At 59.9% G+C, this 23,642-nt stretch carries 21 protein-coding genes and 1 tRNA gene; 11 read left to right on the top strand and 11 right to left on the bottom strand.

The genetic code is table 11. The annotated features are described in order from the left end of the window. Positions 1 to 38: 38 nt before the first annotated feature. The 3 genes from JH15_RS18265 to JH15_RS16570 form a co-directional block, all read right to left on the bottom strand. Positions 39 to 395: a GGDEF domain-containing protein gene (locus JH15_RS18265; RefSeq protein ID WP_197053354.1), complete on the bottom strand. Its 357-nt coding sequence runs from the start codon at positions 393 to 395 to the stop codon at positions 39 to 41. Next, the gene (locus tag JH15_RS18260; protein ID WP_197053353.1) at positions 352 to 507 is read right to left on the bottom strand and encodes a hypothetical protein; all 156 of its coding nucleotides are present in this window, start codon (positions 505 to 507) and stop codon (positions 352 to 354) included. Before JH15_RS18260 ends, JH15_RS18265 begins: the two co-directional genes overlap by 44 nt. A 139-nt stretch (positions 508 to 646) precedes the next feature. Beyond that, on the bottom strand, positions 647 to 3,892 hold the full coding sequence (locus JH15_RS16570; protein WP_052384194.1) for an EAL domain-containing protein: 3,246 nt from the start codon (positions 3,890 to 3,892) through the stop codon (positions 647 to 649). A gap of 232 nt (positions 3,893 to 4,124) precedes the next feature. Here JH15_RS16570 and JH15_RS16565 point away from each other — a divergent pair, with 232 nt between their 5' ends. The 3 genes from JH15_RS16565 (at position 4,125) to JH15_RS16555 (ending at position 7,037) form a co-directional block, all read left to right on the top strand. Then, positions 4,125 to 5,261: a hypothetical protein gene (locus JH15_RS16565; RefSeq protein ID WP_043532332.1), complete on the top strand. Its 1,137-nt coding sequence runs from the start codon at positions 4,125 to 4,127 to the stop codon at positions 5,259 to 5,261. 249 nt (positions 5,262 to 5,510) lie between these two features. Beyond that, positions 5,511 to 6,053 carry a hypothetical protein gene (locus tag JH15_RS16560; protein WP_043532330.1) on the top strand — a complete coding sequence of 181 codons (543 nt, stop codon included), beginning with the start codon at positions 5,511 to 5,513 and terminating at the stop codon, positions 6,051 to 6,053. A 171-nt stretch (positions 6,054 to 6,224) separates the two neighbouring features. After that, entirely contained in the window at positions 6,225 to 7,037 is an 813-nt protein-coding gene (locus JH15_RS16555; protein WP_052384193.1) for a DUF1206 domain-containing protein, read from the top strand. Between the two features lie 12 nt (positions 7,038 to 7,049). Here the strand turns inward: JH15_RS16555 and JH15_RS16550 are convergent, their stop codons facing one another. Beyond that, entirely contained in the window at positions 7,050 to 7,235 is a 186-nt protein-coding gene (locus JH15_RS16550; protein ID WP_043532328.1) for a hypothetical protein, read from the bottom strand. 79 nt (positions 7,236 to 7,314) lie between these two features. Further along, positions 7,315 to 7,641: a hypothetical protein gene (locus JH15_RS16545; protein WP_043532326.1), complete on the bottom strand. Its 327-nt coding sequence runs from the start codon at positions 7,639 to 7,641 to the stop codon at positions 7,315 to 7,317. 506 nt (positions 7,642 to 8,147) lie between these two features. Between JH15_RS16545 and JH15_RS16540 the strand changes: the two genes are divergently transcribed. After that, complete coding sequence (locus tag JH15_RS16540; RefSeq protein WP_231566461.1) at positions 8,148 to 9,893, top strand: methyl-accepting chemotaxis protein; 1,746 nt, start codon at positions 8,148 to 8,150, stop codon at positions 9,891 to 9,893. Positions 9,894 to 10,394: 501 nt separating this feature from the next. Here JH15_RS16540 and JH15_RS16535 read toward each other — a convergent pair. Continuing rightward, a tRNA-Leu gene (locus JH15_RS16535) sits at positions 10,395 to 10,479 on the bottom strand. 119 nt (positions 10,480 to 10,598) lie between these two features. Here JH15_RS16535 and JH15_RS16530 point away from each other — a divergent pair. Then, positions 10,599 to 11,324 (top strand): ComF family protein, encoded by a 726-nt coding sequence (locus JH15_RS16530; RefSeq protein ID WP_043532322.1) that lies wholly within the window; start codon positions 10,599 to 10,601, stop codon positions 11,322 to 11,324. A gap of 43 nt (positions 11,325 to 11,367) precedes the next feature. Then, entirely contained in the window at positions 11,368 to 12,372 is a 1,005-nt protein-coding gene (locus JH15_RS16525; RefSeq protein ID WP_043532320.1) for a serine/threonine protein kinase, read from the top strand. A 76-nt stretch (positions 12,373 to 12,448) separates the two neighbouring features. Here JH15_RS16525 and JH15_RS16520 read toward each other — a convergent pair whose 3' ends face one another. Next, positions 12,449 to 13,015 (bottom strand): TraB/TrbI/VirB10 family type IV secretion system protein, encoded by a 567-nt coding sequence (locus JH15_RS16520; protein ID WP_156105353.1) that lies wholly within the window; start codon positions 13,013 to 13,015, stop codon positions 12,449 to 12,451. A 211-nt stretch (positions 13,016 to 13,226) separates the two neighbouring features. On the opposite strand from JH15_RS16520, the gene folE reads away from it, so the two are divergent. From folE to JH15_RS16495, 5 genes are all read left to right on the top strand, one after another. Further along, the gene (gene folE, locus JH15_RS16515) at positions 13,227 to 13,784 is read left to right on the top strand and encodes a GTP cyclohydrolase I FolE (RefSeq protein ID WP_043532315.1); all 558 of its coding nucleotides are present in this window, start codon (positions 13,227 to 13,229) and stop codon (positions 13,782 to 13,784) included. A 28-nt stretch (positions 13,785 to 13,812) separates the two neighbouring features. After that, positions 13,813 to 14,217 carry a dihydroneopterin triphosphate 2'-epimerase gene (gene folX / locus JH15_RS16510; RefSeq protein WP_043532313.1) on the top strand — a complete coding sequence of 135 codons (405 nt, stop codon included), beginning with the start codon at positions 13,813 to 13,815 and terminating at the stop codon, positions 14,215 to 14,217. 96 nt (positions 14,218 to 14,313) lie between these two features. Next, the gene (locus JH15_RS16505) at positions 14,314 to 15,777 is read left to right on the top strand and encodes an NAD-dependent succinate-semialdehyde dehydrogenase (RefSeq protein WP_043532311.1); all 1,464 of its coding nucleotides are present in this window, start codon (positions 14,314 to 14,316) and stop codon (positions 15,775 to 15,777) included. A 124-nt stretch (positions 15,778 to 15,901) separates the two neighbouring features. After that, positions 15,902 to 17,545, top strand: coding sequence for a sensor domain-containing diguanylate cyclase (locus tag JH15_RS17635; RefSeq protein ID WP_052384192.1), 1,644 nt, complete (start codon positions 15,902 to 15,904; stop codon positions 17,543 to 17,545). A 92-nt stretch (positions 17,546 to 17,637) separates the two neighbouring features. Further along, complete coding sequence (locus tag JH15_RS16495; RefSeq protein ID WP_043532309.1) at positions 17,638 to 19,539, top strand: ABC transporter ATP-binding protein; 1,902 nt, start codon at positions 17,638 to 17,640, stop codon at positions 19,537 to 19,539. 10 nt (positions 19,540 to 19,549) lie between these two features. On the opposite strand, the gene purH is transcribed toward JH15_RS16495, so the two are convergent. The 4 genes from purH to prmA form a co-directional block, all read right to left on the bottom strand. Continuing rightward, positions 19,550 to 21,142 (bottom strand): bifunctional phosphoribosylaminoimidazolecarboxamide formyltransferase/IMP cyclohydrolase, encoded by a 1,593-nt coding sequence (gene purH, locus JH15_RS16490; protein ID WP_043532307.1) that lies wholly within the window; start codon positions 21,140 to 21,142, stop codon positions 19,550 to 19,552. 89 nt (positions 21,143 to 21,231) lie between these two features. Beyond that, complete coding sequence (fis, locus tag JH15_RS16485) at positions 21,232 to 21,573, bottom strand: DNA-binding transcriptional regulator Fis (RefSeq protein WP_081949089.1); 342 nt, start codon at positions 21,571 to 21,573, stop codon at positions 21,232 to 21,234. Further along, on the bottom strand, positions 21,570 to 22,619 hold the full coding sequence (dusB, locus tag JH15_RS16480; protein ID WP_043532305.1) for a tRNA dihydrouridine synthase DusB: 1,050 nt from the start codon (positions 22,617 to 22,619) through the stop codon (positions 21,570 to 21,572). Before dusB ends, fis begins: the two co-directional genes overlap by 4 nt. A gap of 101 nt (positions 22,620 to 22,720) precedes the next feature. Then, positions 22,721 to 23,635 (bottom strand): 50S ribosomal protein L11 methyltransferase, encoded by a 915-nt coding sequence (gene prmA, locus JH15_RS16475; RefSeq protein WP_043532303.1) that lies wholly within the window; start codon positions 23,633 to 23,635, stop codon positions 22,721 to 22,723. Between the last annotated feature and the right edge of the window lie 7 nt (positions 23,636 to 23,642).

The raw sequence follows: 23,642 nt of genomic DNA, 5'->3' as shown, positions 1-23,642 counted from the left end.
TTCAGCACGCCCTGAACGAGACGAAGTGCCAGGGGTGGCTAGTTGTGGCTAGTTAATGGTTTTCTAGCAATCGTAGGGTGCGTCGCTGGGTGAACACACATTGATGTCGGTTTCGGCGCGGTTGCGCCCAGCGCGTTTGGCCCGGTAGAGCGCGGCGTCGGCTCGCAGCATGAGCGTGTACGCGGTATCGCCGGGCTGATGACCAGGCACATGGCTTCATCGAAGGCGCGGCGATTGTGAAGGCCGGTGAGATGATCGCGGGTCGCCTTGCGTTCCAGCTCCTGTTCGATACGTTTGCGTTCGGCAATGTCGTGAAACACCGCGACGAAATTCCGCACCTCGCCATCAACGTCACGCACCGCGGTGATCGACTGCCAGATGGACGATAGCGCCATGCGCGTCACGCACGGGCGTGGTGGTTTCCGCTTCCCAGTAGAGTTCGCCGCCTTCCTTTCGATTGAGCAACTCCCCCTTCCAGACACGGCCGGCGTGCAGTGAGGCCCACATTTCACGGTAGGTGGAATCCGGATCACGGCAGGCGTCTGGCCGAAGCGCCCACGCATGCCATCCAGCCGATGTCCCGTAAGGGCCATCAGGGCCGGGATGGGCCAGTGTGTATTGCCGTGTCGTGTTCGAGTCGCAGAGATTATTTCGTGTTACGGGTGCCGCTTTCTTGATGTGCATCAAGGATTGCGGATTCCCGTAGCCAGGTATCTCGAAATTCATCAGCCGGTAGGGGGCGGGCATACAGGAAGCCTTGGGCCTGTTCACAGCCGAGCGCCAGCAGGGCCTCGGCCTGATCCGGCGATTCGATCCCTTCGGCAATCGTGTCGAGCCCCAGGCTACGTGCCATGGCGATGATGGTCTTGACGATCGTGAAGTCGTTATTGTCGGACAGCATGTCGCGAATGAACGAGATATCGATCTTGATCTTGTCGGCCGGGAAGCGCTTGAGATGGGCCAGTGAGGAATAGCCGGTGCCGAAGTCGTCGATGGCAAGGCCATAGCCCAAGGCCTTGAGCGCATTCGCCATGGCAATGGCTTGCTCGGGATCGCTCATGAAACTGCTTTCGGTCAGCTCCAGTGACAGCGCCTGGGGCTCGATGTCATGACGTTGGCGAATCGTATCGAGTTTCTGGGTCAGGCGTGTATCGTCGAGTTGTTGTGACGCCACGTTGACGGCAAGTTGTCCCGGTAGTTGTGCCCGTTGCTCTCGCCAGGCAGCCAGTTGCCGGCAGGCCGTCTCGATGACCCAGTCGCCTAGCGGTTTGATCATGCCTCGGGCTTCCGCCAGGGGGATGAATTCGCCCGGGCTGACCCAACCCAATTCTTCATCCTGCCAACGGCACAACGCTTCAGCCCCGATGAGTCGTCCATCGGCGATATTGACCTGGGCCTGGTAATACAACTGAAGCCGATCATGTTCGATAGCATGGGCTAGACGTTTGGCCATCTCCAGTCGCGCTGCCATTACCTGGCCCATGGACGCCTGGTAGACACAATATCGTGTGGCCTGTTGCTTGGCCTGGTACATGGCGATATCGGCATGCTGGAGCAGTTCCCGCGCCGAGGTGGCATGATCCGGGTAGTTTGCGATACCAATGCTCACCTCCAGTTGAAAGCTCTGGTCCATGGCCAGGAACGGGGCATCCAACGCGCTCTGGAGGCGTCGTGCACACTCCATGGCATCCTGGGTTTCGGCATGCTCGAGCATCACGACGAATTCGTCGCCGCCCAGGCGAGCCAGAAACTCGTTGCCGCTCAGTGCCTGACGGAAACGGATGGCTGCCGCTGCCAGGATATAGTCGCCCATGTCATGACCGTGGATATCGTTGATCTCCTTGAAGCGGTTGAGATCGAGGAACAGTAACGATAACCGCGGAGAGCGACGTTTCAGGACGGTGTCGAGATGCTCACGAAACGCGGTGCGATTGGGCAACTCGGTGGCACCATCGATATAAGCCAACCGGCGAATCCGGGTTTCGTCTTCGAGGCGCTCGAGTTCGGCCGCGGCGCCCGCCGCGAAGATCTTCAATATCGAGTGAACGAATCCGGGATCTACGATCGGCTCGCGAAAGGCAACGAAGAGCAAGCCGACCGGCTTACCAGCGGTATTGTCCAGGCGTTTGCCGGCATAGGCTTTGATCCACGGCATGGCCTCCTGGGCGGCCGCTGCCATCTGCTCGGCGATACAATTATTAGAGAGGTATTCCCCCTCCAGCATGACTTTGTGGCAGGGAGTGTCAGGCAGGGCATAGCGCACGGGCTCGATCCATCTGCCTTCTATGTAAGCGGCCAGTGTCTCCAGTTCGATCGAAGTCGTGGGAAGTGTGCGTGCGATGACGCCGGCGGAGGCCCCCAGGGCGCTGGCCATGTGCTGGGCCAACTGTTGAAAATAGGCCTCGCCAGAGCGCGAGGAGACGGCGGTAGCAATCTGTAGCACCGCATGCTGTATTCGCGCCTGGCGCTGCCGAGTTTGCAGCGCCTCGATGCCGAATGCCAAGTCGTCGGCAAGATCGCATAGCAGGCGTTGCTCTTCCTCCGAAAACGGTGTGGTGTCCGCCTGATAAAGCACCAGCACTCCAAAAGGACCCGAACTATTTTTTAGGGGCAGTGAAATGATGCTCTGGTAGCCCGTCTTCTGGGCGATGGCTCGCCATGGCGCACAATTCGGATCGTTGGCGATGTCATTGACGATCTGCAGCGTGCCGCTACGCAGGGCACGCCCTGACGGGCCGTATCCGAGGGCATCATCTGCCGACCAGCTGAGCTGGAATTCTTCAAGGTAACCGGCCGTTTCACCGGCGCTGGCCTGAAGCCGAATGGAGCGCTTGGCATCATCTTGGGCATAACCCACCCAGGCCATGCGGTAGCCACCGACTTCGACTGCCAGCTGACAAATGTCCTGGAGCAAGACGGTTTCATCGTCGGCGTGCACCAGGCGTTCGTTGCACTGGCTTAGCAGCGCCAGGGCACGGTTAGCGGTAGTGAGTTGCCGCTCATGCAATTCTCGCGTCTGGTCGGCCTGCACATCAGCGGTAATATCGCAGATGAAACCGTCCAGAAGCCGTCCGGGGTGATCTTGCACGGCCTTGCCCTGCTCCCACAGCCAACGCGTTTCGCCCGAGGCGGTGGTGATACGGTAGGTGAGGGTATAGGCCGTGCCCGAGGCTAGACTCTTTTGTACTTCATCGACGAGTCGAAGGCGGTCGTCGGGATGCACCAGCTCGCCAAAGGTGCGGCGGTGGTTACCGATGAAATCTTCGGCGGGGTAACCCGTCAGCTCGAGTGCACCGTCGCTGACGAACTCCATGGTCCAGTATTCATCGTTGTGGCAGCGATAGACCATGCCTGGAAGATGGCTCATCAGGTTTTGAAGGCGGAGCTCGCTTTCATTGAGGGCACGCGCCGTTTCCAGACGCATCAATTCGGCCCCTACACGCGAGGCCGCAATACGCAGGATCTCCTCGGCCAATGCTGCGTCCCCCAGGGGGTGGCTGTGCATCGCGGCGATCACGCCCAGGAAGGTGCCATCAGACGCGACGATGGGCACGCCCAGATAGGCATCGACACCCATCGTCGCCAGTTGGACGTCGTCGGGAAACGTATGACATACCCCTTGCGCGTAGTAGCAGGCCGTGCGCTGCGTGACATGCGCACACGGCGTACCCGCCAGGGTATAGGTGAGGTTTTCCCGGAGGGCACCATTCGACCAAAGGGCCAGGGTGATCGACTCGGTACCGACTGGCAGCAGACGCGACACGAAGAGATGATCGACACCGAGAATGGCGGCCAGCCGCTCGGCCAGCCGTGAGAAAAATAGATCGTCCGCGTCGAGCGCCAGGCAATCCGCCAACGATTTGAACGCGTGCTGAGCGGTCGTGTGCTTCATGATTACGGCTCCCTCGTGTGCGTCCTTCGTCCAGGCGTCGAGCCGGAAATGGCGGTAGGCTCTTGAACCGTTATCGGCAAGCGGAAGGAAACATTGAGCGCTGAATTGGCGAGGCCGGCTGCGTGTCATCAAGTTATCGCGAATCAGGCCGATAGCTGGATCAAGATGAATAGTTGCTTCAAGCGGAGAAACAGCGAGGCGACAACAAGCATGCCGCAACGAGGAGAGAACCATGAAAAAGTTGACTCTCACGGCGGGGGTGGCGGTACTGACAGCGCTAGTGCTGACCGTAGCCTTGCCGTCCCAGGCCATCGAGGAGCGTCTGGTCAGGCTCCACGTTGCACAGTTGTATCCAGATCACGCACATCTAGACGCTGAACCCCTCCACATCCAGGCGCTGATGGTCGATTACCACGACGACCCCATTCTTCGTCTCAAGGCCGAAGCCGCCTTGGTGGAATACCCCACGAGGGCCCGAGAGGTACTGATGCGTTACGGTACCGAGCCCGAATTCCAGGCCATCCTTCGCTATCATGGCTCCTCCGTTCTAGCACCGATCGATTATTTCATTCAGCACGACATTCGTTCTCTGGCTTGGCAGACCGAGATGCAGGACCAGTGGCGTAACTTGAAGACCCGCACTCGCGAGTGGTGGTCCGCCGAGGAAGCGGTTGTAGGGGATACGAGCCAAGCAACAGAGGAAGGCGAGGGCGCTAACGAGCTGACGCCGCATGAGCGGGGATGGCATGCCGTCCACCTGATAGCCCAGCAAGGCCACGGTTTCCTGGGCCAGTTCAGTGCCGATACGTCTGGGAACGTTACCTGGATCCAGAGCGAGCGTTGGCTCGAGGCAGGCAACCGTCTGTTCGCCGACGGCATCCGTCAGCTCGAGACCCGCTGGCAGAATGGCGAGTCCATCGGGGCCGGCGACATCGGCTGGGCCTTGCTCGATGGTGCGGTCATGGTCAGTGCCGTCAAGGTCTTGCGAGCGGGGCGCATGGTTGGCGTTTCCGGCCGAGTGGCGAACTCGGGGCGTGCCGGCTTGGTGACACGGTCCGCAGGGGTCAGTCACTTGATGACCGTCGGGCGATACGCCAAGTGGCCGGCGATAATGGCGGGAGGATACATGCTGGTGCGCCATCCCGCGCTGATTCATGACACGTTAGCCACCGTGGCAGACATCCTGGGATATCCGGTATGGCTGATCCAATTCCTGGGATGGTGCTTGCTCTTGATTCCTCTGCTCTACCTGGTCTCCTGGATGGTCAAGGCAGTGCTTCCCCTTGCGATACGGATCCTGCGGGGGGCCGCGTATCTGCTGGTGATACTGGAGCGTAGGGGGCGTTCGCGGCGGTACCTTTTCAGGTAGCCGTTTAACCCCTTCCATTGTGCGTGGTGTCGGTTTGGCGGTAGCATGGGGTATTATTTAATTACATGACTTTGCATTCGAGACTCGTTATAACAAAAAGAAATACAAGCAAACCTGAGCTAAACCCCACGCTAGGCACCGCGCTTGGTCTTGTCGTTTGTGGTACATGTTGACGACGATTGACGAAGGAGGGGGAAGGCGTTTCGCGAGGTGCGCAGAGGGATAATTAAAAAAGAGCAGGGGTGAAACATGTTCCAGCGCCAGCAGCGCAAGATTCTCGAATACATGATATGGGCGGTCGCCGCGGTACTGACGCCCTATTCGACATTCATGCTGATCAAATATGGCGACCTGCTTTTCCTGGGTGCTCCGGTCCTGAATGCGCTGCTGTTTATCGCTGCCATGCTGTGTACCAAGATCAACAGCTCCTTGAACGAGGAGATCGAGCGTCAGGCCTCAGGCGAGGATGAGCCGCTCTCCGAAGAGGCGATGGCGGAAGTGCACCTGAGCGTCGGCGGATTACGGGTACTGCGTCTGGCAAGCAGCAGCCCCCTGCGCGGTTTTGGCCTCGAGCGTGGAATCATTCATACCATCAACGGGGAAGTGCCCGACTCGGCCGAAGCGGCCAATAACCTCATGGTACGAGGCAGGAACGAAATCGAATGGGTATCGCGTTCCGGTAAGCGAATGACCTCGTATGTCCATACCCAGGAAAGCGATCTGCGCGCCCAGTTCGAGCAGATCACGCCCCCCTCATCGCCCGATCCTGAGCCAGCGGGTGAAGCAACCTAGACGTAGTCGTGTGCCTTCCTGAAACCCTTTATCAGCGCAACGCGTTCTTGCCGGGCACGTAGCGACTTTGTCGCGTACGCACCTAGCCCCTATCTTTAATGGCATGTGCTGTATTGGCGGTCACGACCGTCATTCATTGAGCACGCCGGAACCACAAGGAACGAGGAATACATGCCCGACACCGATACTCACCTGAAACCCGCCGTCGCCATCATTGCCCGCGTGGGCTATATCGCCAAGGGCATCGTTTATTTGCTTATCGGCGGATTGGCCTTCATGGCGTCGGCAGGGCTAGGTGGTGACAATGTCGGCACCAAGGAAGCGATCCGTGAGCTGCTCACCAAACCCTTGGGCGATGCCATGATCCTGGTGTTGGCGGTAGGCCTGTTTGCCTATGCGCTGTGGCGAGAAATCCAGGCACTGCTCGATACCGAGGAGTGTGGGAAGGATATCAAGGGCGTGGCAACGCGCGTGGGTTTTGCTATCAGTGGACTGATCTACGGTAGCCTGGGTATTTACTGTATCGACCTGTTGCGCCGTGTGGCGCAATCATCGGGAGACAGCGAGACCCAGGACCGAACAGCCATGCTGATGAGCCACCAAGGGGGCATCTATGTGCTGTATGCGGTTAGCCTGGTCTTCGTGGGGGTGGGTCTTCGTCAGGTCTGGCGTGCCGTGCGTCGCTCTTACCTCAAGAACTGGCACTGGCAACACATGAGCGCAGCCCAGCGTCGCGGAGCTGAAGCCATTACCCGCTGGGGGCTTACATCACGGGGCGTGGTGTTCATGATCATTGGCCTCTTTCTGGGGATTTCGGCCTGGCGAGCCGACCCCAGTGAGGCGCAGGGCTTGGGCGGGGCGCTCGATGCGTTGGCCCGGCAGCCTTACGGGGTATGGCTGCTGGGCGCCGTAGCCCTGGGCCTGTTCGGTTATGGGCTTTATTGCCTGATCAATGCCGGTTACCGGAAGATGGGGCTGGACTGAAAGCATCGGTGATCAGAGCGTCGGTACGGCCTCTACTGCAGAGGTGTTGAGGCGCACTGCATACACTTCCGCTTGTTGTATATCCGCGAAGCGGTTGCCGACGATTCTGCCAGTCTGGGTATCGACACAGACATAGACGCGTCGGCAGGCATTGATATCGACGACAACGCTTTTCACGACATACCGATGCTCGGACATGGACACTCTCCAAGGGACGTTAGTCATGTTATCGACCGAACTCCGCCTGGATTTAGTGTGGTGTCGCCCGAGTAAGCTATTATTTCTTTTCGTTACTGGCTTCGGCGTAATGATCGAGGCAAGCCGTAAGTGTCTCGTCGCCGTAGGCTACCCGCGCCAAGGCTTGCTCAGCGGGATCCTCGAGCCGTGGCAAATCGAAGACCTCCTCGACCATGGCAAGATACGCTTCGTCGTCCGCGCGCTCCAGCAGATCGTCCTTAGTGGCCCCCCCATGCCGTGCATTCAATAACTCCTCGGCCGCTTCCGAATAACCCATACAGGCTTCGGCAGGGCTGATTTTCGTAGCGTAGGCCTGCGCGCCAATAGGTGTAACGAGCAATGTTGTAATAATGACGAGACGTTTCATGGCTTTCTCCTGATGCTCCGTTACCCATCGTAATAAATATCGCGCAAATGTACAGTGCGGTTACAATTTTCTTGGGTCACGCTGGCATCAGGCTGTCTTGTGCAGAGCACGGCGTGGCCTGCTGGTGGTAGCCATTTTTTCTTTCTCGACTAAAGCTCGCAGCACTATCGCCGATACGGACTCAAGCAGGGATGACCTCTTCGCTCCGTTGATAATGGGAGAAGAATCATAATCACGAGGGTGCCTAGCGTCTTCCTAGTTCCGTAGCGTTGCTTAGCGTTGAGAGCAGATTGGCGAAGGGAGATGGTCGGCGGCCCGCTTTATCCCAGCCAGGTGAACGGTGCATCGCTTGCCATTAGAAAAACCCTTCAGGAGCTACTCCATGATGACCGCTACCACACGGACCAATAATTCGTAAGAGCAGTCCGATCTCGGAACGGCCAATCTCGCGAGTCATGAGCTTTGTCTCTCGCTGGGTGGCGAGGGGCATGCCGTAGATAGTCTCATTGCACATCAATAAATTAATAATTGCAGGGGAAAGAATGAAAAATCTATCAATCAAGCACAGCCTGAGCTGGGCGCTGGGGATATTGGTGGCAATGATCGCTGCGATCAGTGCCTTGGGATTCTATGCCAACAGCATTAGCACGAGCGCAATCGATGAGCTCGCTAAGAACAATGTTCGCCAGATGAATGCGATTAATCGCGCGCAGCTCAACTTGGCAGATGGTCGCAGTAATATCATTCGCTTTGGAGAATTCGTTCGCCAAGGCATGGATGACAAGGCCGATCGCGAGATAGCCAAGACCCGCGAAGCCTTTGCAAGATCCCAGGAGCGCTTTGCCGAATTCATGGCCATAGAGCTTCCGGAGGGCAGTAGCGGGCTTCCTTATATCGATGCCATCGAGAAAGCCTATCGGCAAACGCTGGATGAGGCCTTCCTCGGTGCCGTGAATCGCGCTGACATGGAGGCAATCTTCGCTCAGCGGGAGAAATTCGGTGCGGGCTTTGCCGCCTTCGACACAGCGGTGCGCGAGTTCATTCATTATGCCGAGCAGCGCGCCGATGAACGGGTTGCTGAAAATGCCGCTACGAGCCGGATCGTCGAAGCGGGCGCTATCGCGTTACTCGTCCTGGCATTGATTGCCGCGCTTATCGTGCGTACCGGGATGATGCGTATTGTGGTGAAGCCCCTTCAGGAGGCCATCGAACACTTTGATAGTATCGCCAAGGGTGACCTGACGGCGCGGATCGAGGACCGAGGCACCAATGAGATCGGCAAGCTGTTCAGCGCGATGAAGAATATGCAGGCGAAGTTGAGTGATCTGGTCCTTTCCCTACGTAGTAGTAGCGATAGCGTTTTCACCGGGGCGAGTGAGATCGCCTCGGGCAGTCACGATCTGTCGTCGCGCACCGAGGAACAGGCTGCTGCCCTCCAGGAGACAGCCTCCAGCATGGAACAGATGGCATCTACCGTGCGCCAGAATACCGACTCGGCCATCGAAGCCGACCGGCTCGCTACCACTGCTTCACAAACGGCTGAGGCGGGCGGGCAGGAGGTCGAACGTACTGTCCTGTTGATGCGTGAAGTCGCAAATAGCTCGCGCAAGATCAATGAGGTGATTGGTGTTATCGACTCGATTGCCTTCCAGACAAATATCCTGGCACTGAACGCCTCGGTAGAAGCAGCGCGTGCAGGAGAGCAGGGCCGTGGCTTCGCAGTAGTTGCCAGTGAAGTGCGTTCGTTGGCAAGCCGTAGCGCGGAATCTGCCAAGGAAATTCGTGCCATGATTCAGGAGACCACTTCACGTATTGCCAAAGGCACTGAGCAGGTCGAGCGTAGTGGTCAGACCATTAACGAGACTGTGGAATCGATTCGTCAGGTATCGGCGCTAATGAACGAGATATCATCGGCTACGCGCGAGCAAAACGGCGGTATCGAGCAAATCAATGTGGCTGTGACCCAGATGGATTCGGTAACCCAGCAGAATGCGGCGCTTGTCGAGCAGACGAGTGCAGCTGCCACCTCTTTGGAAGACCAGGCCAAACATCTAGCCGAGATAATTGCCACGTTCCGGGTAAATGACCAGCTGGCCGCCACCAGCCATGCGCCTGCACAAGCCGCTTCGACCAGGACGGCTGGCGCACCGGCGAAACAATTCACCTTGCCCACCCCTTCAAAAGGGGCATCAGCTAAATCGACCTCGAGTTCGCAAATAGAGGCCGCTGAGAAGGAGTGGGCTGATTTCTAACATACTGGCCACACTGACTACCACTTTAGCGGCGGTGCCGGTACCGATGGCGACGAGACCGTAGGATGCTGCCATTTTGATTCCTCCTTCGTTTAGCCGATTTACGGCTGCGCACCAGGGATAGCGTGCTGATCGAAGGCATGATGCACACCGTGTTTTCCGGGGGTGGCGATCGTTCCTGGGCTGCAACGCGCAATGAATACGTGGATACGCGAAATTTCAGAATCTACACGCCATGAGGCAATCAATTAACGAGCCGTCCACAGGGGCGGCTTTTTTATGCCTGGCGGGGAGGCGATCAAGTATCGCGTGCGGACGCTCCTCAAGTAGCAAGGAGCTTTGGGTAACTCAAGCATTACGATGACCGAGCGATATGCGCACCTGGCACCGCATCGAGTGCGGGAGGCTGTGAATCGGCTAAGTCACAATCCAGGCACAGCGAATAATCCACTGCATCTACTTGGGGAGGCTAAAAGGCAGGAAAACGCTTAGATATCAGAATGGTGCGGATGGGGAGACTCGAACTCCCACGCCGTGAGGCACTGGAACCTAAATCCAGCGTGTCTACCAATTCCACCACATCCGCTCACTCCGGCCGGCCATATTCTACGGATGCTTCAAGGCAAGTCAACGACATAATCTGCGTGGCACAAGCGCGTCTGGCGGGGTAGGGTACGCGACATGACTGCAAAGAGTGCCACTGACATGAGATGCGCCTCACTAATCGATACGCACCTGCGCCTCGGCTTGCCCGGTGACTGCGCATTCTGTCTAGGCCGACCGGTCCCCGGGGAATCGTGGTGCGAGGCGTGTCTCGAGGCGCTGCCCTGGAACCGCCTGGCCTGTGCGAACTGTGCCGAGCCTTTGCCAGGAACGGTTTCCGAGCAGCCCTCTCGCTGCGGGCGCTGCATGGTAACGCCACTTTCGTTCCGTCATGCGCATGTGCCGCTACGCTACGAAGATGACATGACGCGCCTCATTCAGCAGTTCAAGTTTTTCGCCTCGCCCCGTGCTGGGCATCTCCTGCTACGACTCTTTCAGCATTCGCTTCCACCCGCTTTTGAGAGGCAGATAACGACGCAGCGTCCACAGGCCTTGATCAGTGTGCCGTTACATCCCACTCGCGCCAGGGAGCGCGGTTTCGACCAGGCCCACTGGTTGGCGAAGCGGTTGGGGCACCGGCTCGGATTGCCTTGCCTGACTGCGAAGCGGCTGCGCGAGACACCTAGCCAGCGTGGCCTGAAGCGACAGGCGCGGTTGGAGAACCTCAAGCACGCCTTTACCATCAAAGCCCCGCTGCCGCCTTGTGTCGCCCTTGTCGACGATGTCATGACGACCGGTGCGACCTTCGAAGCGCTAGCGGCGGCATGCCACGAGGCGGGGGCGGAGGAGGTGCACGTATGGGCTTTGGCGCGTACGCCGATGGGCTGATTCTGTTAGGCTGACGATCTCTCCGCCGCCAGGATTTGTCACGATGTCAGCCAATGTTCACCCCTTCGAGCGACTCAGCCCCCAACGTATCGTCGAGGCCGTCGAATCATTGGGCATGTGGCTGCCAGGTGAGCCGTTTACGCTCAACAGTTACGAGAATCGTGTGTTCATGGTCAGCGACGATGAGCGTCGACGCTGGGTAGTGAAGTTCTACCGCCCGGAGCGTTGGACGGACGCGCAGATCCAGGAGGAGCACGACTTCCTGTTCGAGCTCGACGAAGCCGGTGTATCGGTCGGGGTGCCTTGGCGCTCTGAAACAGGCGATAGTCTTCATCACACCGAAGGGTTTCGCTTTGCGCTGTTCGCCCAGGTGGTGGGCCAGGCACCGGAACTGGAAAAGCCGGCTGACCTGTTTGCCCTTGGCGAGGTGCTGGGACAGGTACACGCGGTGGGGAAACAGCGCGACTTTCGCTACCGCCGTACGCTGGATCCCGATGCCATGGTCCAGGAGAGCCGCACGCAGGTACTTGGCAGTCGATGGATGAACGCACGTCAACGACGCGCCTATGAGCGGATCAGCCAGGAACTGCATGAGGCGCTTAGGCAGCGGGGCTGGCCGCAATCATGGAATCTGCGGGTGCATGGCGACTGCCACATCGGCAATATCCTGGGGCGTGATGAGCGGTTTAGCCTCGTGGACTTCGATGACAGCGTCATGGCGCCGGCCGTGCAAGACCTATGGATGTTATTGACGGCGCAGAGCGATCCCGAAGCGCATATGCAACTGGCCGAAATCATCGAAGGCTACGAGCAGCATCTCGATTTCGATCGCCGCCAGCTCGAGTGGGTGGAACCGTTGCGCAGTCTGCGCCTGGTTCGTCACAGTGCCTGGTTGGCTGCACGCTGGGATGATCCTGCCTTCCCCAGGGCCTTTCCCTGGGTCGCGGAGGAGGGGTACTGGGACGATCATATCCGTACGCTGGAACAGCAGCGCCACGCCCTGGAGCAAGCGCCTCGCTGGATAGCGGGGTTAGATACCGGCTTCTAAGAGGTAGGCTTCTTGTAGCAGGGCACTGCAAGGCCGGGCATGTGCTGCCCGGCCGATGAGGGCTCGGTATAACCGTTCAGGGCCGCTCGGGGTCGGACTCCTCGCGGGGAACAGGGTTGTCGCGGCCTTCGCCATTGGCTTGCCGGCGTGTCTCGTTGATCCTGGCGGCCGGGTTGTCCTGGCGCTCGATCGACACTGCTTCGCCCAGGCGCAACTGGAACACATGATCCGGTGTCAGCAGCGCGCGCGAACATTGGCCATCTGCATTGCTACGGCATGCATCGACGCCATAGCTACCATCGCTCTCGCTGGCCGAGGCCGAGAGCTGGTCGCTGAAAATGACGCTTTCACCATTCTGCGCATCGACACAGGTCAACGTCTTGGCGCGCAGCCGCACGCGATCGGCATTGAGGGTGGCGTCGGCGGTGATCAGGCAGTGCTCGGGGAGCTGATGAGACGCCTGTGGGGTATTGATGGGTTGCAGCAGGATGTCGGTAATATCGGCAGACTCCCGCGTCAGCTCATGGCGCTCGATGACGTGAACGTCGAGTGTGGCATCGGCGGGAAGTTGTAATGTCTCTCCCCACGCCGTAACGGGCAGCGCCAGGCCGACCAACAGGGGAATCCAGCAGCGTTTCATCATGGTCCAGACCCTTGCGATATCACGAATTATACCTGGCTTGGCATCATCCACGTTCTGTCGATGACGCCGGCCATCCAATGAGAATCAAGGGTTTGAGTCTAGCACAGCGCCGCCTCGGGGACAGGAGACAGGTTGTCGCGTCCCGGGCAGTGACTGCGTTCTCGTGTCGGTTACGTTAAAATCGCGACATGTTCGAATTACAGGCAACCCCATGACCGAAGAACTCACCCACCACTATCGCCAGATCATCGCCGGTCTGGGGGAAGACCCGGAGCGCGAAGGCCTCCGCGATACGCCAAAACGGGCCGCTCAGGCCATGCAGTTCCTGACCCACGGCTATTCCCAGTCGCTGGAAACGCTGGTCAACGGGGCCGTTTTCGAGTCCGAGACCGACGAGATGGTGCTGGTCAAGAACATCGAACTCTACTCGATGTGCGAACACCATCTACTGCCTTTCATCGGCAAGTGCCACATCGCCTATATGCCCAACGGGAAGGTGCTGGGGTTATCCAAGTTCGCACGCATCGTGGACATGTACGCGCGACGCATGCAGATTCAGGAAAACCTGACCCGCCAGATCGCCGAGGCGGTGCTCGAGGTCACCGAGGCCGGCGGTGTTGCGGTGGTCATCGAGGCTCAGCACATGTGCATGATGATGCGTGGCGTCGAGAAGCAGAACTCGAGCATGACGACCTCGGTCATGCTGGGCGCGTTCCGCGAGAAGCAGAGCACTCGCCAGGAGTTCCTGACCTTGGTTCACGGCCGCTGAGCGGCGCTACCCGATTGGAGAGCCCGCAATGCCGTTGCACGCCCTCAATGATGAGCATCTCGACCATGACCTTGCCACGATACGCATCAAGAACCTGCGTCTACGCACCTACATTGGTATCAAGGACGATGAGATCCAGAACCGCCAGGACGTGATCGTCAATGCCGTGATTCGCTACCGGGCCGCACGCGCCGTCCAGTTCAACCGTATCGATCAGGCCTTGAACTACCGAACCATCACCAAACATGTCATCGCCCATATTGAAGAGCATCGCTTCCAGTTGCTCGAGCGTATGACGCGTGAAGTGCTGGACATCATCATGTCCTACGAGCAGGTGCTTACCGCGCAGGTCGAGATCGACAAGCCCCACGCCCTGCGGTTTGCCGATTCGGTATCGATCACCTTGTCGGATTCGCGTCAGGAGAATGGTTGAAGGCCGCTCGCCAAGGTTGGTGTAGGGATCGGATTCGTCTTAGCATGAGGTGATACGCGAGCGTGAACCCTGTCTAAATTCGGGAAGGAGAAACCCATGGAATCCCTGCAAGACAGTGCCCTGTTTCGTCCCTTTGCTTATATCGATGGCAGCTGGGTGGCTGCTGACAGCGGTGAGCAGATCGATGTCTTCAATCCCGCCAATGGCGAGGTCATCGGTCGTGTTCCGCGGCTGGGTAGAGCCGAAACCGAACGTGCTATCACCGCTGCCGATGCGGCGTTTCCGGCCTGGCGCGCCCACACCGCCCAGGAGCGGGCCGATATCCTCATGAAGTGGCACGACCTGATGCACGAGCACCAGGAAGAGCTGGCCACCATCATGACCCTTGAGCAGGGTAAGCCGCTCAAGGAAGCGGCAGGTGAGATTGCCTACGCGGCGAGCTTCCTGCGCTGGTTTGCCGAGGAGGCGCGGCGGATGTACGGCGAGACGATCCCCGCTGCCAAGCCCAACCAGCGTATCGTGATCACTAAACAGCCGGTCGGGGTGGTGGGAGCCATTACTCCCTGGAATTTCCCGGCGGCGATGATTACACGCAAGGTCGGCGCCGCCCTGGCCGCCGGGTGCCCGATCGTGGTCAAGCCGGCGAGCCAGACGCCCTTTTCAGCCACGGCGCTTGCCCTGCTTGCCGAACGTGCCGGCGTGCCGCGGGGCGTATTCAATGTGGTAACGGGTAGCGCCAGGGAGATCGCCGCTGCGCTGACCGAGTCGCCGGAGGTTCGCAAGATCACCTTCACCGGCTCCACCGAAGTGGGGCGCCAACTCATGTCCCAGGCCTCTCAGCATATCCAGAAGATCTCCCTCGAACTGGGCGGCAACGCGCCGTTCATCGTATTCGAGGATGCGGACCTGGATGCAGCGGTCGATGGCGCCATGGCCGCCAAGTTCCGCAATGGGGGGCAGACCTGCGTTTGTACCAATCGCTTCCTGGTACAGTCCAGCGTGGTCAATGCCTTTTGCGAGAAACTCGCCGTGGCCATGAACAGTGAGCTGCGTGTCGGTGACGGCTTGAAAGATGATGTTAATATAGGCCCATTGATCGACGCCGATGGGGTCGAGAAGGTCAGTGCGCATGTGCATGACGCGGTCGACAAGGGGGCCGAGCTGTTGCTGGGCGGTAACCCGCACCCGCTAGGGGGCAACTTCTTTACGCCGACCCTGGTCAATGGCGCCAACGCTGACATGCTGGTGGCCCAGGAAGAGACGTTTGGCCCATTGGCAGCGGTGTTCCCGTTCGACGATGAAGAAGATGCCGTGGCCATGGCCAACGACACGCAGTTTGGCCTGGCCTCGTATTTTTACTCTCGGGACTTGGCGCGTGTCTGGCGGGTGGCAGAGAGCCTGGAATACGGCATGGTTGGGATCAATACCGGTTTGATCTCGAACGCGGCAGCGCCGTTCGGTGGGGTCAAGGCGTCCGGGCTGGGGCGTGAAGGCGGGCGTCAGGGCCTGGAGGAGTTTGTCGAAACCAAGTACCTCTGCATCGATCTGGGGCAAGCATGACCTGAGTCAAGTTTTCCACCAGGAACCCGCTGCGGCGGGTTCTTTTTTTGATAATACATAAAGTTGTCTGCCGGACAGCCGACATTAACGTATGACATTTTTGTGAATCCGACCATACTCACTCATGCGAAGCCTACAACGTAACCTGCTGATCCTGTTCAGCCTCGCCGTCCTTATTATCGTGCTGATGGGGACCTTCGTGGTGTTGAATGCAGCGGAGGAGAGGCGCAATAATTTGCTGGCGCGTGAAAGCAGTGAGCGCCTGTTGATCCTCGAGGATGTACGCGCGATCCTGTTCGAAACGGAATCCAGCCATCGTGCCTTCGCACTGAGCGGCGATTCGCTGTTTCTCGAGGAACACGCCATTCAGCGCCGCGATCTTGCCAGTCATCTCGATCGCCTGGCGGCAATGCTCATGGCTGACGAGGCCGATCTTGCCCTATTCGAGCAACTGAAGTCGCTGGTCGCCCAGCGGCTCGTCATCATGGACGATCTGATCGCTACGCGGCAGGAGCAGGGAACTTCCGCAGCGGCAGACAAGATCAGTTCCTACCAGGGCAAGCGCATCATGGACCGCGCCCAGGAAACTGGCGCGCGTCTCGCTACCCTTGAGCGCAATCGTCTCAACCGGCGTGTCGAGGCGTCGGAGCGGCATTCATCTCAATTGATCTGGTTGGTCATTCTCGGCGCGTTACTGAATGTACTGCTGCTGTTGGGCGCGTTTTTGCTGATCCACCGTGAATCACGGCGTAGCGAGCGGTTGGTGCTTCAACTGCGCCAAAGCACGGAAGAAGTGACGTTGATCAACAAGCTCAGCAGCGGCCTTCAATCGTGTGAATCCCGGGATGATACGACGGCCGTATTGCAGCACTACATGGAGTCGCTATTTCCAGGTATGACCGGCGGCCTCTACCTGATGCGCGATTCTCGCAACTTGCTCCAGTTGGCCACCAGTTGGGGGGACGAAGCGGACCACCTGGTAGATCCTATCGAACCCCAGAGCTGTTGGGCGTTACGTCTTGGCCATACGCACGCGGTCAGTTCACCGAGCAGGGAACTCACCTGCAAGCACTGGCCTGACAGCGAGCATGGCTATATCTGCCTGCCGTTGATGGCCCAGGGCGAAATCGTCGGGATGCTGCACTTGCAGACGCGAGCCCCAGCACAGCTTGGCGAGATCCGGCGACGTGCTGAGCTGCTGGCTACCCATGCGGCAGCGGCCATGGCCGGTATCCTGCTGCGCGAGGCGCTGCATCAGCAAAGCGTGCGCGATCCTCTGACCAACCTGTATAACCGGCGTTACCTTGAAGAAACCATGGAGCGAGAGCAGATACGTGCTCGGCGCAACAAGACCGGCTTTGCCCTGATCATGCTCGATGTCGATCACTTCAAACGCTTCAACGACAATTACGGCCATCAGGCCGGCGATTTGCTACTCAAGGAACTGGCTATCTTCCTTAAACAGTACGTGCGCGGCGATGACATCGTGTGCCGCTACGGAGGCGAGGAGTTTATGCTGGTCATGCCAGGCGCAACGCTCGAGCAATGCCGTGAGCGTGCCGAAGCGCTGAGGCAGAATATGGTGTCGCTAGAGCTCGAGTACCAGGGACAACGTCTGCCTTCGATCACTGCATCGCTGGGTGTGGCCGCCTATCCTGAGCATGGACCGGAGTGGGAAACGGTACAACGTCTTGCGGATGAGGCGCTGTATCAGGCCAAGCGAAACGGGCGCAATCAGGTCGTGGTAGCAACACCGCCGCAGGCCTGATTTCCGAGGAGAGCCAGACGGGATGGCGCGGTGCGTCATTTTTCTTCGCAGGCTGCTACGATGTGGGGCTGACACGAAGGGAGTCGTCACTCATGTTCCGCTTTCTGCAGCCCCTGTTTCGTTCGTTCGAGACCCGCATCGATCCGTATCCTGCGGGGGAGCCTAAGACCCCGCCTCGGGGCCTGCTGGCGTTTCTCTACCATTATTCACGGCCCGTGCTGCCATGGCTGGGGCTGATGTCGTTGTTTACGGCACTGGTGTCTGCCGTCGAACTGGTGTTCTTCGGTTTCATGGGCAACCTGGTCGACTGGCTGGCCGATGCCGACCGGGCCACCGTCTTTACCGACCGGGGAGCGGGCCTGGTGGGCATGGCGCTGCTGGCGCTGATCGGCTTCCCGCTGTTGGTGCTCATGCAGTCGCTGGTCACGCATCAGACCATCTTCGGCAATTACCCCATGCTGGGGCGCTGGCTGGCGCACCGGCACATGCTGCGCCAGAGCCTGGCTTTCTTCCAGGATGAGTTTTCCGGGCGCGTGTCGCAGAAGGTCATGCAAACCGCCCTGGCCATACGAGAGACCGTCACCAAGCTTACCGGTCTGCTGGTCTATGTGGTGGTCTACTTCACGGGGGCGATGTTTCTGGTGGGCCGTGCCGACCCCTGGCTGATGCTGCCGCTGGGGCTATGGTTGGTTGGATACATCGCCATCATGTGGGTTTTCGTGCCACGTTTGCGCAGGGTCTCGATGTCCCAGGCCGATGCCCGCGCCATGATGACGGGACGCATCGTCGACAGCTACACCAATATCCAAACCATCAAGCTGTTTGCCGACACCCACCGTGAACAGGCCTATGCCCGCGAAGCCATGGATGACTTCATGTCGACCGTGCATCGTCAGATGCGGCTCGTGACGCTCTTGACGTTCACCTTGACCTTGCTCAATGCGCTCTTGCTGACCTCGGTGGCGGTCTTGACGATTTCGTCCTGGTACCTCGAGATGATCTCGCTGGGAGCCATTGCGGTGGCGATCGCATTGGTCATGCGAATTCGCTTCATGTCCGACTGGATCCTCTGGGAAGTGGCCGGTTTATTCGAGAATATCGGTACCGTACAGGACGGCATCAATACCATTGCGCGCGAACCGGCGGTGGCCGATCGGCCCGAGGCCAAGGCGCTCAGCGTGCCGGAGGGCGAGATTCGCTTCGAGGAGGTGCACTTTCACTATGGCCAGTCGCTCAATGCGCGCCAGGCACGGGTGATCGAGGACCTTTCGCTGACGATACGCGCCGGTGAGAAAGTCGGCCTGATCGGCCGTTCCGGGGCCGGCAAGTCGACGCTGGCCAACCTGCTGCTTCGCTTCTACGACTTGGAGCAGGGGAGCATCCTGATCGACGGCCAGGACATCGCCGACGTCACACAGGAATCGTTACGTCAGCATATCGGGATGGTGACGCAGGATACCTCGCTGCTTCACCGCTCGATTCGCGACAATATCCGCTACGGAAGCCCCGAAGCCAGCGATGAGGCTGTGTGGGAGGCAGCTCGACGCGCTCATGCGGACACGTTCCTCGATACCCTGAGTGACCCCCAGGGCCGCAAAGGACTTGATGCCCACGTGGGCGAACGCGGTGTCAAACTCTCGGGCGGGCAACGACAGCGGATTGCCATAGCCCGGGTACTGCTCAAGAACGCCCCGATCCTGGTGCTCGACGAAGCGACCTCGGCGCTGGATTCTGAAGTCGAAGCCGCAATCCAGGAGCAGCTCGATGAACTGATGCAGGGCAAGACGGTGGTGGCGATTGCCCATCGGCTGTCGACCATCGCCATGCTCGATCGGCTCGTGGTCATGGATCAGGGACGGATCGTCGAAACGGGAACTCACGATGAACTGTTGCGCCAAGGTGGGCTATACGCCTCACTCTGGCATCGTCAATCGGGTGGATTCCTGGCGGAGGATATCGAGGACGACAGGGCCGCCCTCGACGTATCCAACTGACCGGCAGGTATCAGTGGCGGAAGTGGCGCATGCCGGTAAAGACCATGGCCAGCCCGGCTTCATTGGCGGCATCGATCACTTCCTGGTCGCGCATCGAGCCGCCCGGCTGAATGACGGCGGTAATCCCGGCAGCGGCTGCGGCATCGATACCGTCCCGGAAGGGGAAGAAGGCGTCGCTCGCCATCACCGAGCCGGGGACCTCGAAGCCTTCGTCGGCGGCCTTGATACCGGCGATCCTGGCGGAGTAGACCCGGCTCATCTGGCCGGCACCTACGCCGACGGTCTGCCCATGCTTGGCGTAGACAATGGCATTGGATTTGACGTACTTGGCCACCTTCCAGGCGAAGGCCAGGTCACGTAGCTCTTGCTCGCTGGGGGCACGCTCGCTGACCACAGTGAGTTCGTCGCGGCCGACCATACCGAGATCGCGATCCTGAACCAGCAGCCCCCCCGTCACGCGCTTGAAGTCATGGGCGTGTTCGCGCGTTCCGGGCCAGTTCGCGCCGGTATCGAGCAAGCGCACGTTCTGCTTCGCGGCGATGATTTCACGGGCTTCGTCGCTCACCCCCGGGGCAATGATCACCTCGACGAATTGCCGCTCGATGATGGCGCGTGCCGTGTCGGCATCCAGCGGGGCGTTGAAGGCGATGATGCCACCGAAGGCGCTGGTGGGATCGGTGGCGAACGCCTTGTCGTAGGCCTCGCGCGGTGACTTGCCGAGCGCCACGCCACACGGATTGGCGTGCTTGACGATCACGCAAGCGGTGTCGGTAAAGGCCTTGACGCATTCGAAGGCGGCATCGGTATCGGCAACATTGTTGAATGACAGCGCCTTGCCCTGCCATTGCACGGCAGTGGCCACGCTGGCTTCCGTGGCGTTGTCCTCGACATAGAACGCCGCCTGCTGATGGGGATTCTCCCCGTAGCGCATGGCCTGCTTCTTTCTGAACTGCAGGTTGTAGGTGCGCGGAAACCCGTCTTCACCCCCCGGCACGCGCTGGCCGAGGTAGTCGGCAATGGCGGCATCGTAGCCCGCCGTGTGCTCGAAGGCTTTGACGGCAAGATCGAAGCGCGCGGCATCGCTGATGCTGCCGGCGTGGGTGCGCATTTCCTCGAGTACTCGGCCATAGTCGTCGCTATCGACGACGATCGTGGTATGGGCATGGTTCTTGGCGCAGGCACGCACCATGGTGGGGCCACCGATATCGATATTCTCGATGGCGTCCTCGGGCGTACAGTCGGGACGCGCCACGGTCGCAGCGAAGGGGTAGAGATTGACCACGACCATATCGATGGGGGCGATGTCGTGCTCTTTCATCACCGTATCATCCGTGCCCCGGCGACCCAGGATCCCGCCATGAATGGTCGGATGCAGGGTCTTGACCCGGCCATCCATGATTTCAGGAAAACCGGTATGCTCGCTGACTTCCTTGACGGTGATGCCGTTGTCGCTGAGCAGGCGGAAGGTGCCGCCGGTGGAGAGCAGCTCGACACCCTGCGCCGCCAGCGCCTTGGCGAACTCGACGATACCGCGCTTGTCGGACACGCTGATCAGCGCGCGGCGGATAGGTTGCGGGGCAGGGGAGGTCGCTTGATTGGCCATTCGCTTCGACTCTTTTGAGGCTAGGGGGAAATCGGCATCGTGGCGCGTCAGGGCGCACGAAAAGGGGAGCCGAAAGTGGCTCCCCGGGGTTAGATCAGCGCGTACTGCTTGAGCTTCTTGCGCAAGGTTCCGCGATTCAGGCCCAGGATTTCGGCGGCCCGGGTCTGGTTTCCATTCACGTGGGCCATCACCGATGCGAGGAGCGGGGCCTCGACTTCAGCGAGCACCATGGCGTAGAGGTCGGTGGTCGACTCGCCATCGAGATGGGTGAAATAGCGTCGCATGGCCGCATCGACGGCTTCACGCAAGGGCCTTTCCTCGGCCGGGACCGAGTGGGCCGGTTCGAGGGAGAGTGCTGCGGGGCTGGTGAATTCCAGCGTTTCCGGGGACGCACTCAAGGCGTGATCGGGAGTTGCTTGCCTGCTGGTCATGCTGCACTGATTCCATCGGTTGCCCATGGCGCATCGCCAGTGGGCGAGGCCTGGCTGAACAGTTCGTCCACGAAAAGTAATTGGTCCCGCGGGTGTTTCAGCGCGTTGAACACGGTCCGTCTCGCCTTTGCCTGCTGCGGAGAGGCCTTCAATCGGTTGCTCAGGTACCACCCCAGATGCTTGCGCGCAATGCGAACACCCATCGTGTGCCCATAGAAGCCATGCAACGCTTCCAGGTGCGCCCGCATGACCCCAGCTTGCTCCTCCAGGGACGGGGCCGTCATGACGCGGCCATGCACGAGATAATGGTCGATCTCACGGAATATCCAGGGGTTGCCCTGGGCGCCGCGCCCGATCATCACCGCATCCGCCCCAGTATAGTCGAGGACGTCGGCAGCCTTGAGAGGAGAATCGATATCGCCATTGGCGAACACCGGGATCTTCACGGCAGCCTTGACCTGCGCAATGGTGTCGTACTCGGCCTGACCGGCATAGCGCTGGTCGCGGGTGCGGCCATGCACGGCCAGCGCGGCGATCCCCGCGTCTTCGGCCATACGTGCGATCCGCACCGCATTGATGCTTTGCGGGCACCAGCCGGTACGAATCTTGAGCGTGACCGGCACCTCGACGGCACTCACCACGGCGTTGAGAATGTCGGCCACGAGTGGCTCATCACGAAGCAACGCCGAGCCCGCGGCCTTGTTGCAGACCTTCTTTGCAGGACAGCCCATGTTGATGTCGATGATCTGGGCGCCTTGCTCGGCGTTAAGTCGTGCTGCCTGGGCCAGCATATTGGCGTCGCCGCCTGCGATCTGAACCGAGCGGGGGCCCGGTTCGCCACTGTGATCGAGCCGTAGCCGCGATTTGCGCGTATGCCACAGGCTGGGGTCCGAGGTGACCATCTCCGAAACCACCAGGCCGGCACCCAGGCGCCGGCAGAGCTGGCGGAACGGGCGATCGGTGACGCCGGCCATGGGGGCCAGAATCACTCGATTGGCAAGGGTGTACGGCCCAATACTGGGCAGATCCGGCTGCTGCTGTGGCATTGTCACAGGTCGCTGGGTTATCGGTGGCTGAGGGTGCGCTATGATACCCATCGACGCTGCCGCGGTGAAGGTGGAATTGTGTCGCAGTGTCTCAACGTGTCTTATTTGTTGGGTCGGTGCCCTGTCAGTCGCACCCATCCTTCCCGCTCGCTCGGTTCCTCCATGCGAAGTCCCTGGGCGCGGTAGGCCTCGAGGACCTCATCGGCCTGAGGGGCGAGTATGCCCGACAGGGCGATTCGTCCTCCCGGCGCGACCTGGCCTGCGATCATTGCCGAAAGCTCGACGAGTGGCCCGGCGAGGATATTGGCAATCACCACGGGAAAGGGGCGCGACGCGTGCTCCTCGGGATAGGCGAGCGAGAAACGCGCATCGTCGATACCGTTGCGCTCGGCGTTGTCACGGCTGGCCAGCAGGGCTTGAGGATCGATATCGGTGCCTACCGCATGGCCGGCGCCGAGCTTCAGGGCGGCGATGGCAAGAATGCCCGACCCGCAGCCCACGTCGAGGACTTTTTGGCCTTCGAGCATGCCGGCACTGGCGAGACCGTCGAGCCACTCCAGGCAAAGTGCCGTAGTGGGGTGGGTGCCGGTACCGAATGCCAGCCCCGGATCGAGCAGCAGATTAACCGCCTCAGGGTCGGGCGCCTCGTGCCAGCTGGGTACGATCCATAATCGTTGCCCCATGCGCAGTGGCTGGAAGCCCTCCATCCACTCGCGTTCCCAGTCACGGTCGGCGAGTAGCTCGAATTCGATCTCCGGGCAGGGTTCGTCGCCGACTTCCATCGCCCAGGCCTGGCGTACCCGGTCGAGCATGGCCTCGATGCCTTCCAGATCATCGTAAAGGCCCGTCAGCACGGTATCCTGCCATAACGGTGTGGTGCCGCGCTCCGGCTCGAACACGGGATCGTCGTGGGCATCTTCCAGCGTGATGGCTGAAGCCCCTTCAGCCAGCAGCAACTCCTCGAGTCGATCGGCCTGTTCGGGCGCGATGTGGGCCTTGAGTTGAAGCCAGGGCATGGCTTTC

Origin of the sequence: Litchfieldella xinjiangensis (assembly GCF_000759345.1) — a bacterium.
GTDB classification, from domain to species: domain Bacteria; phylum Pseudomonadota; class Gammaproteobacteria; order Pseudomonadales; family Halomonadaceae; genus Litchfieldella_A; species Litchfieldella_A xinjiangensis.
Note: the sequence above shows the minus strand (reverse complement) of the source record. Positions and strands in the feature narration are given on the sequence as shown.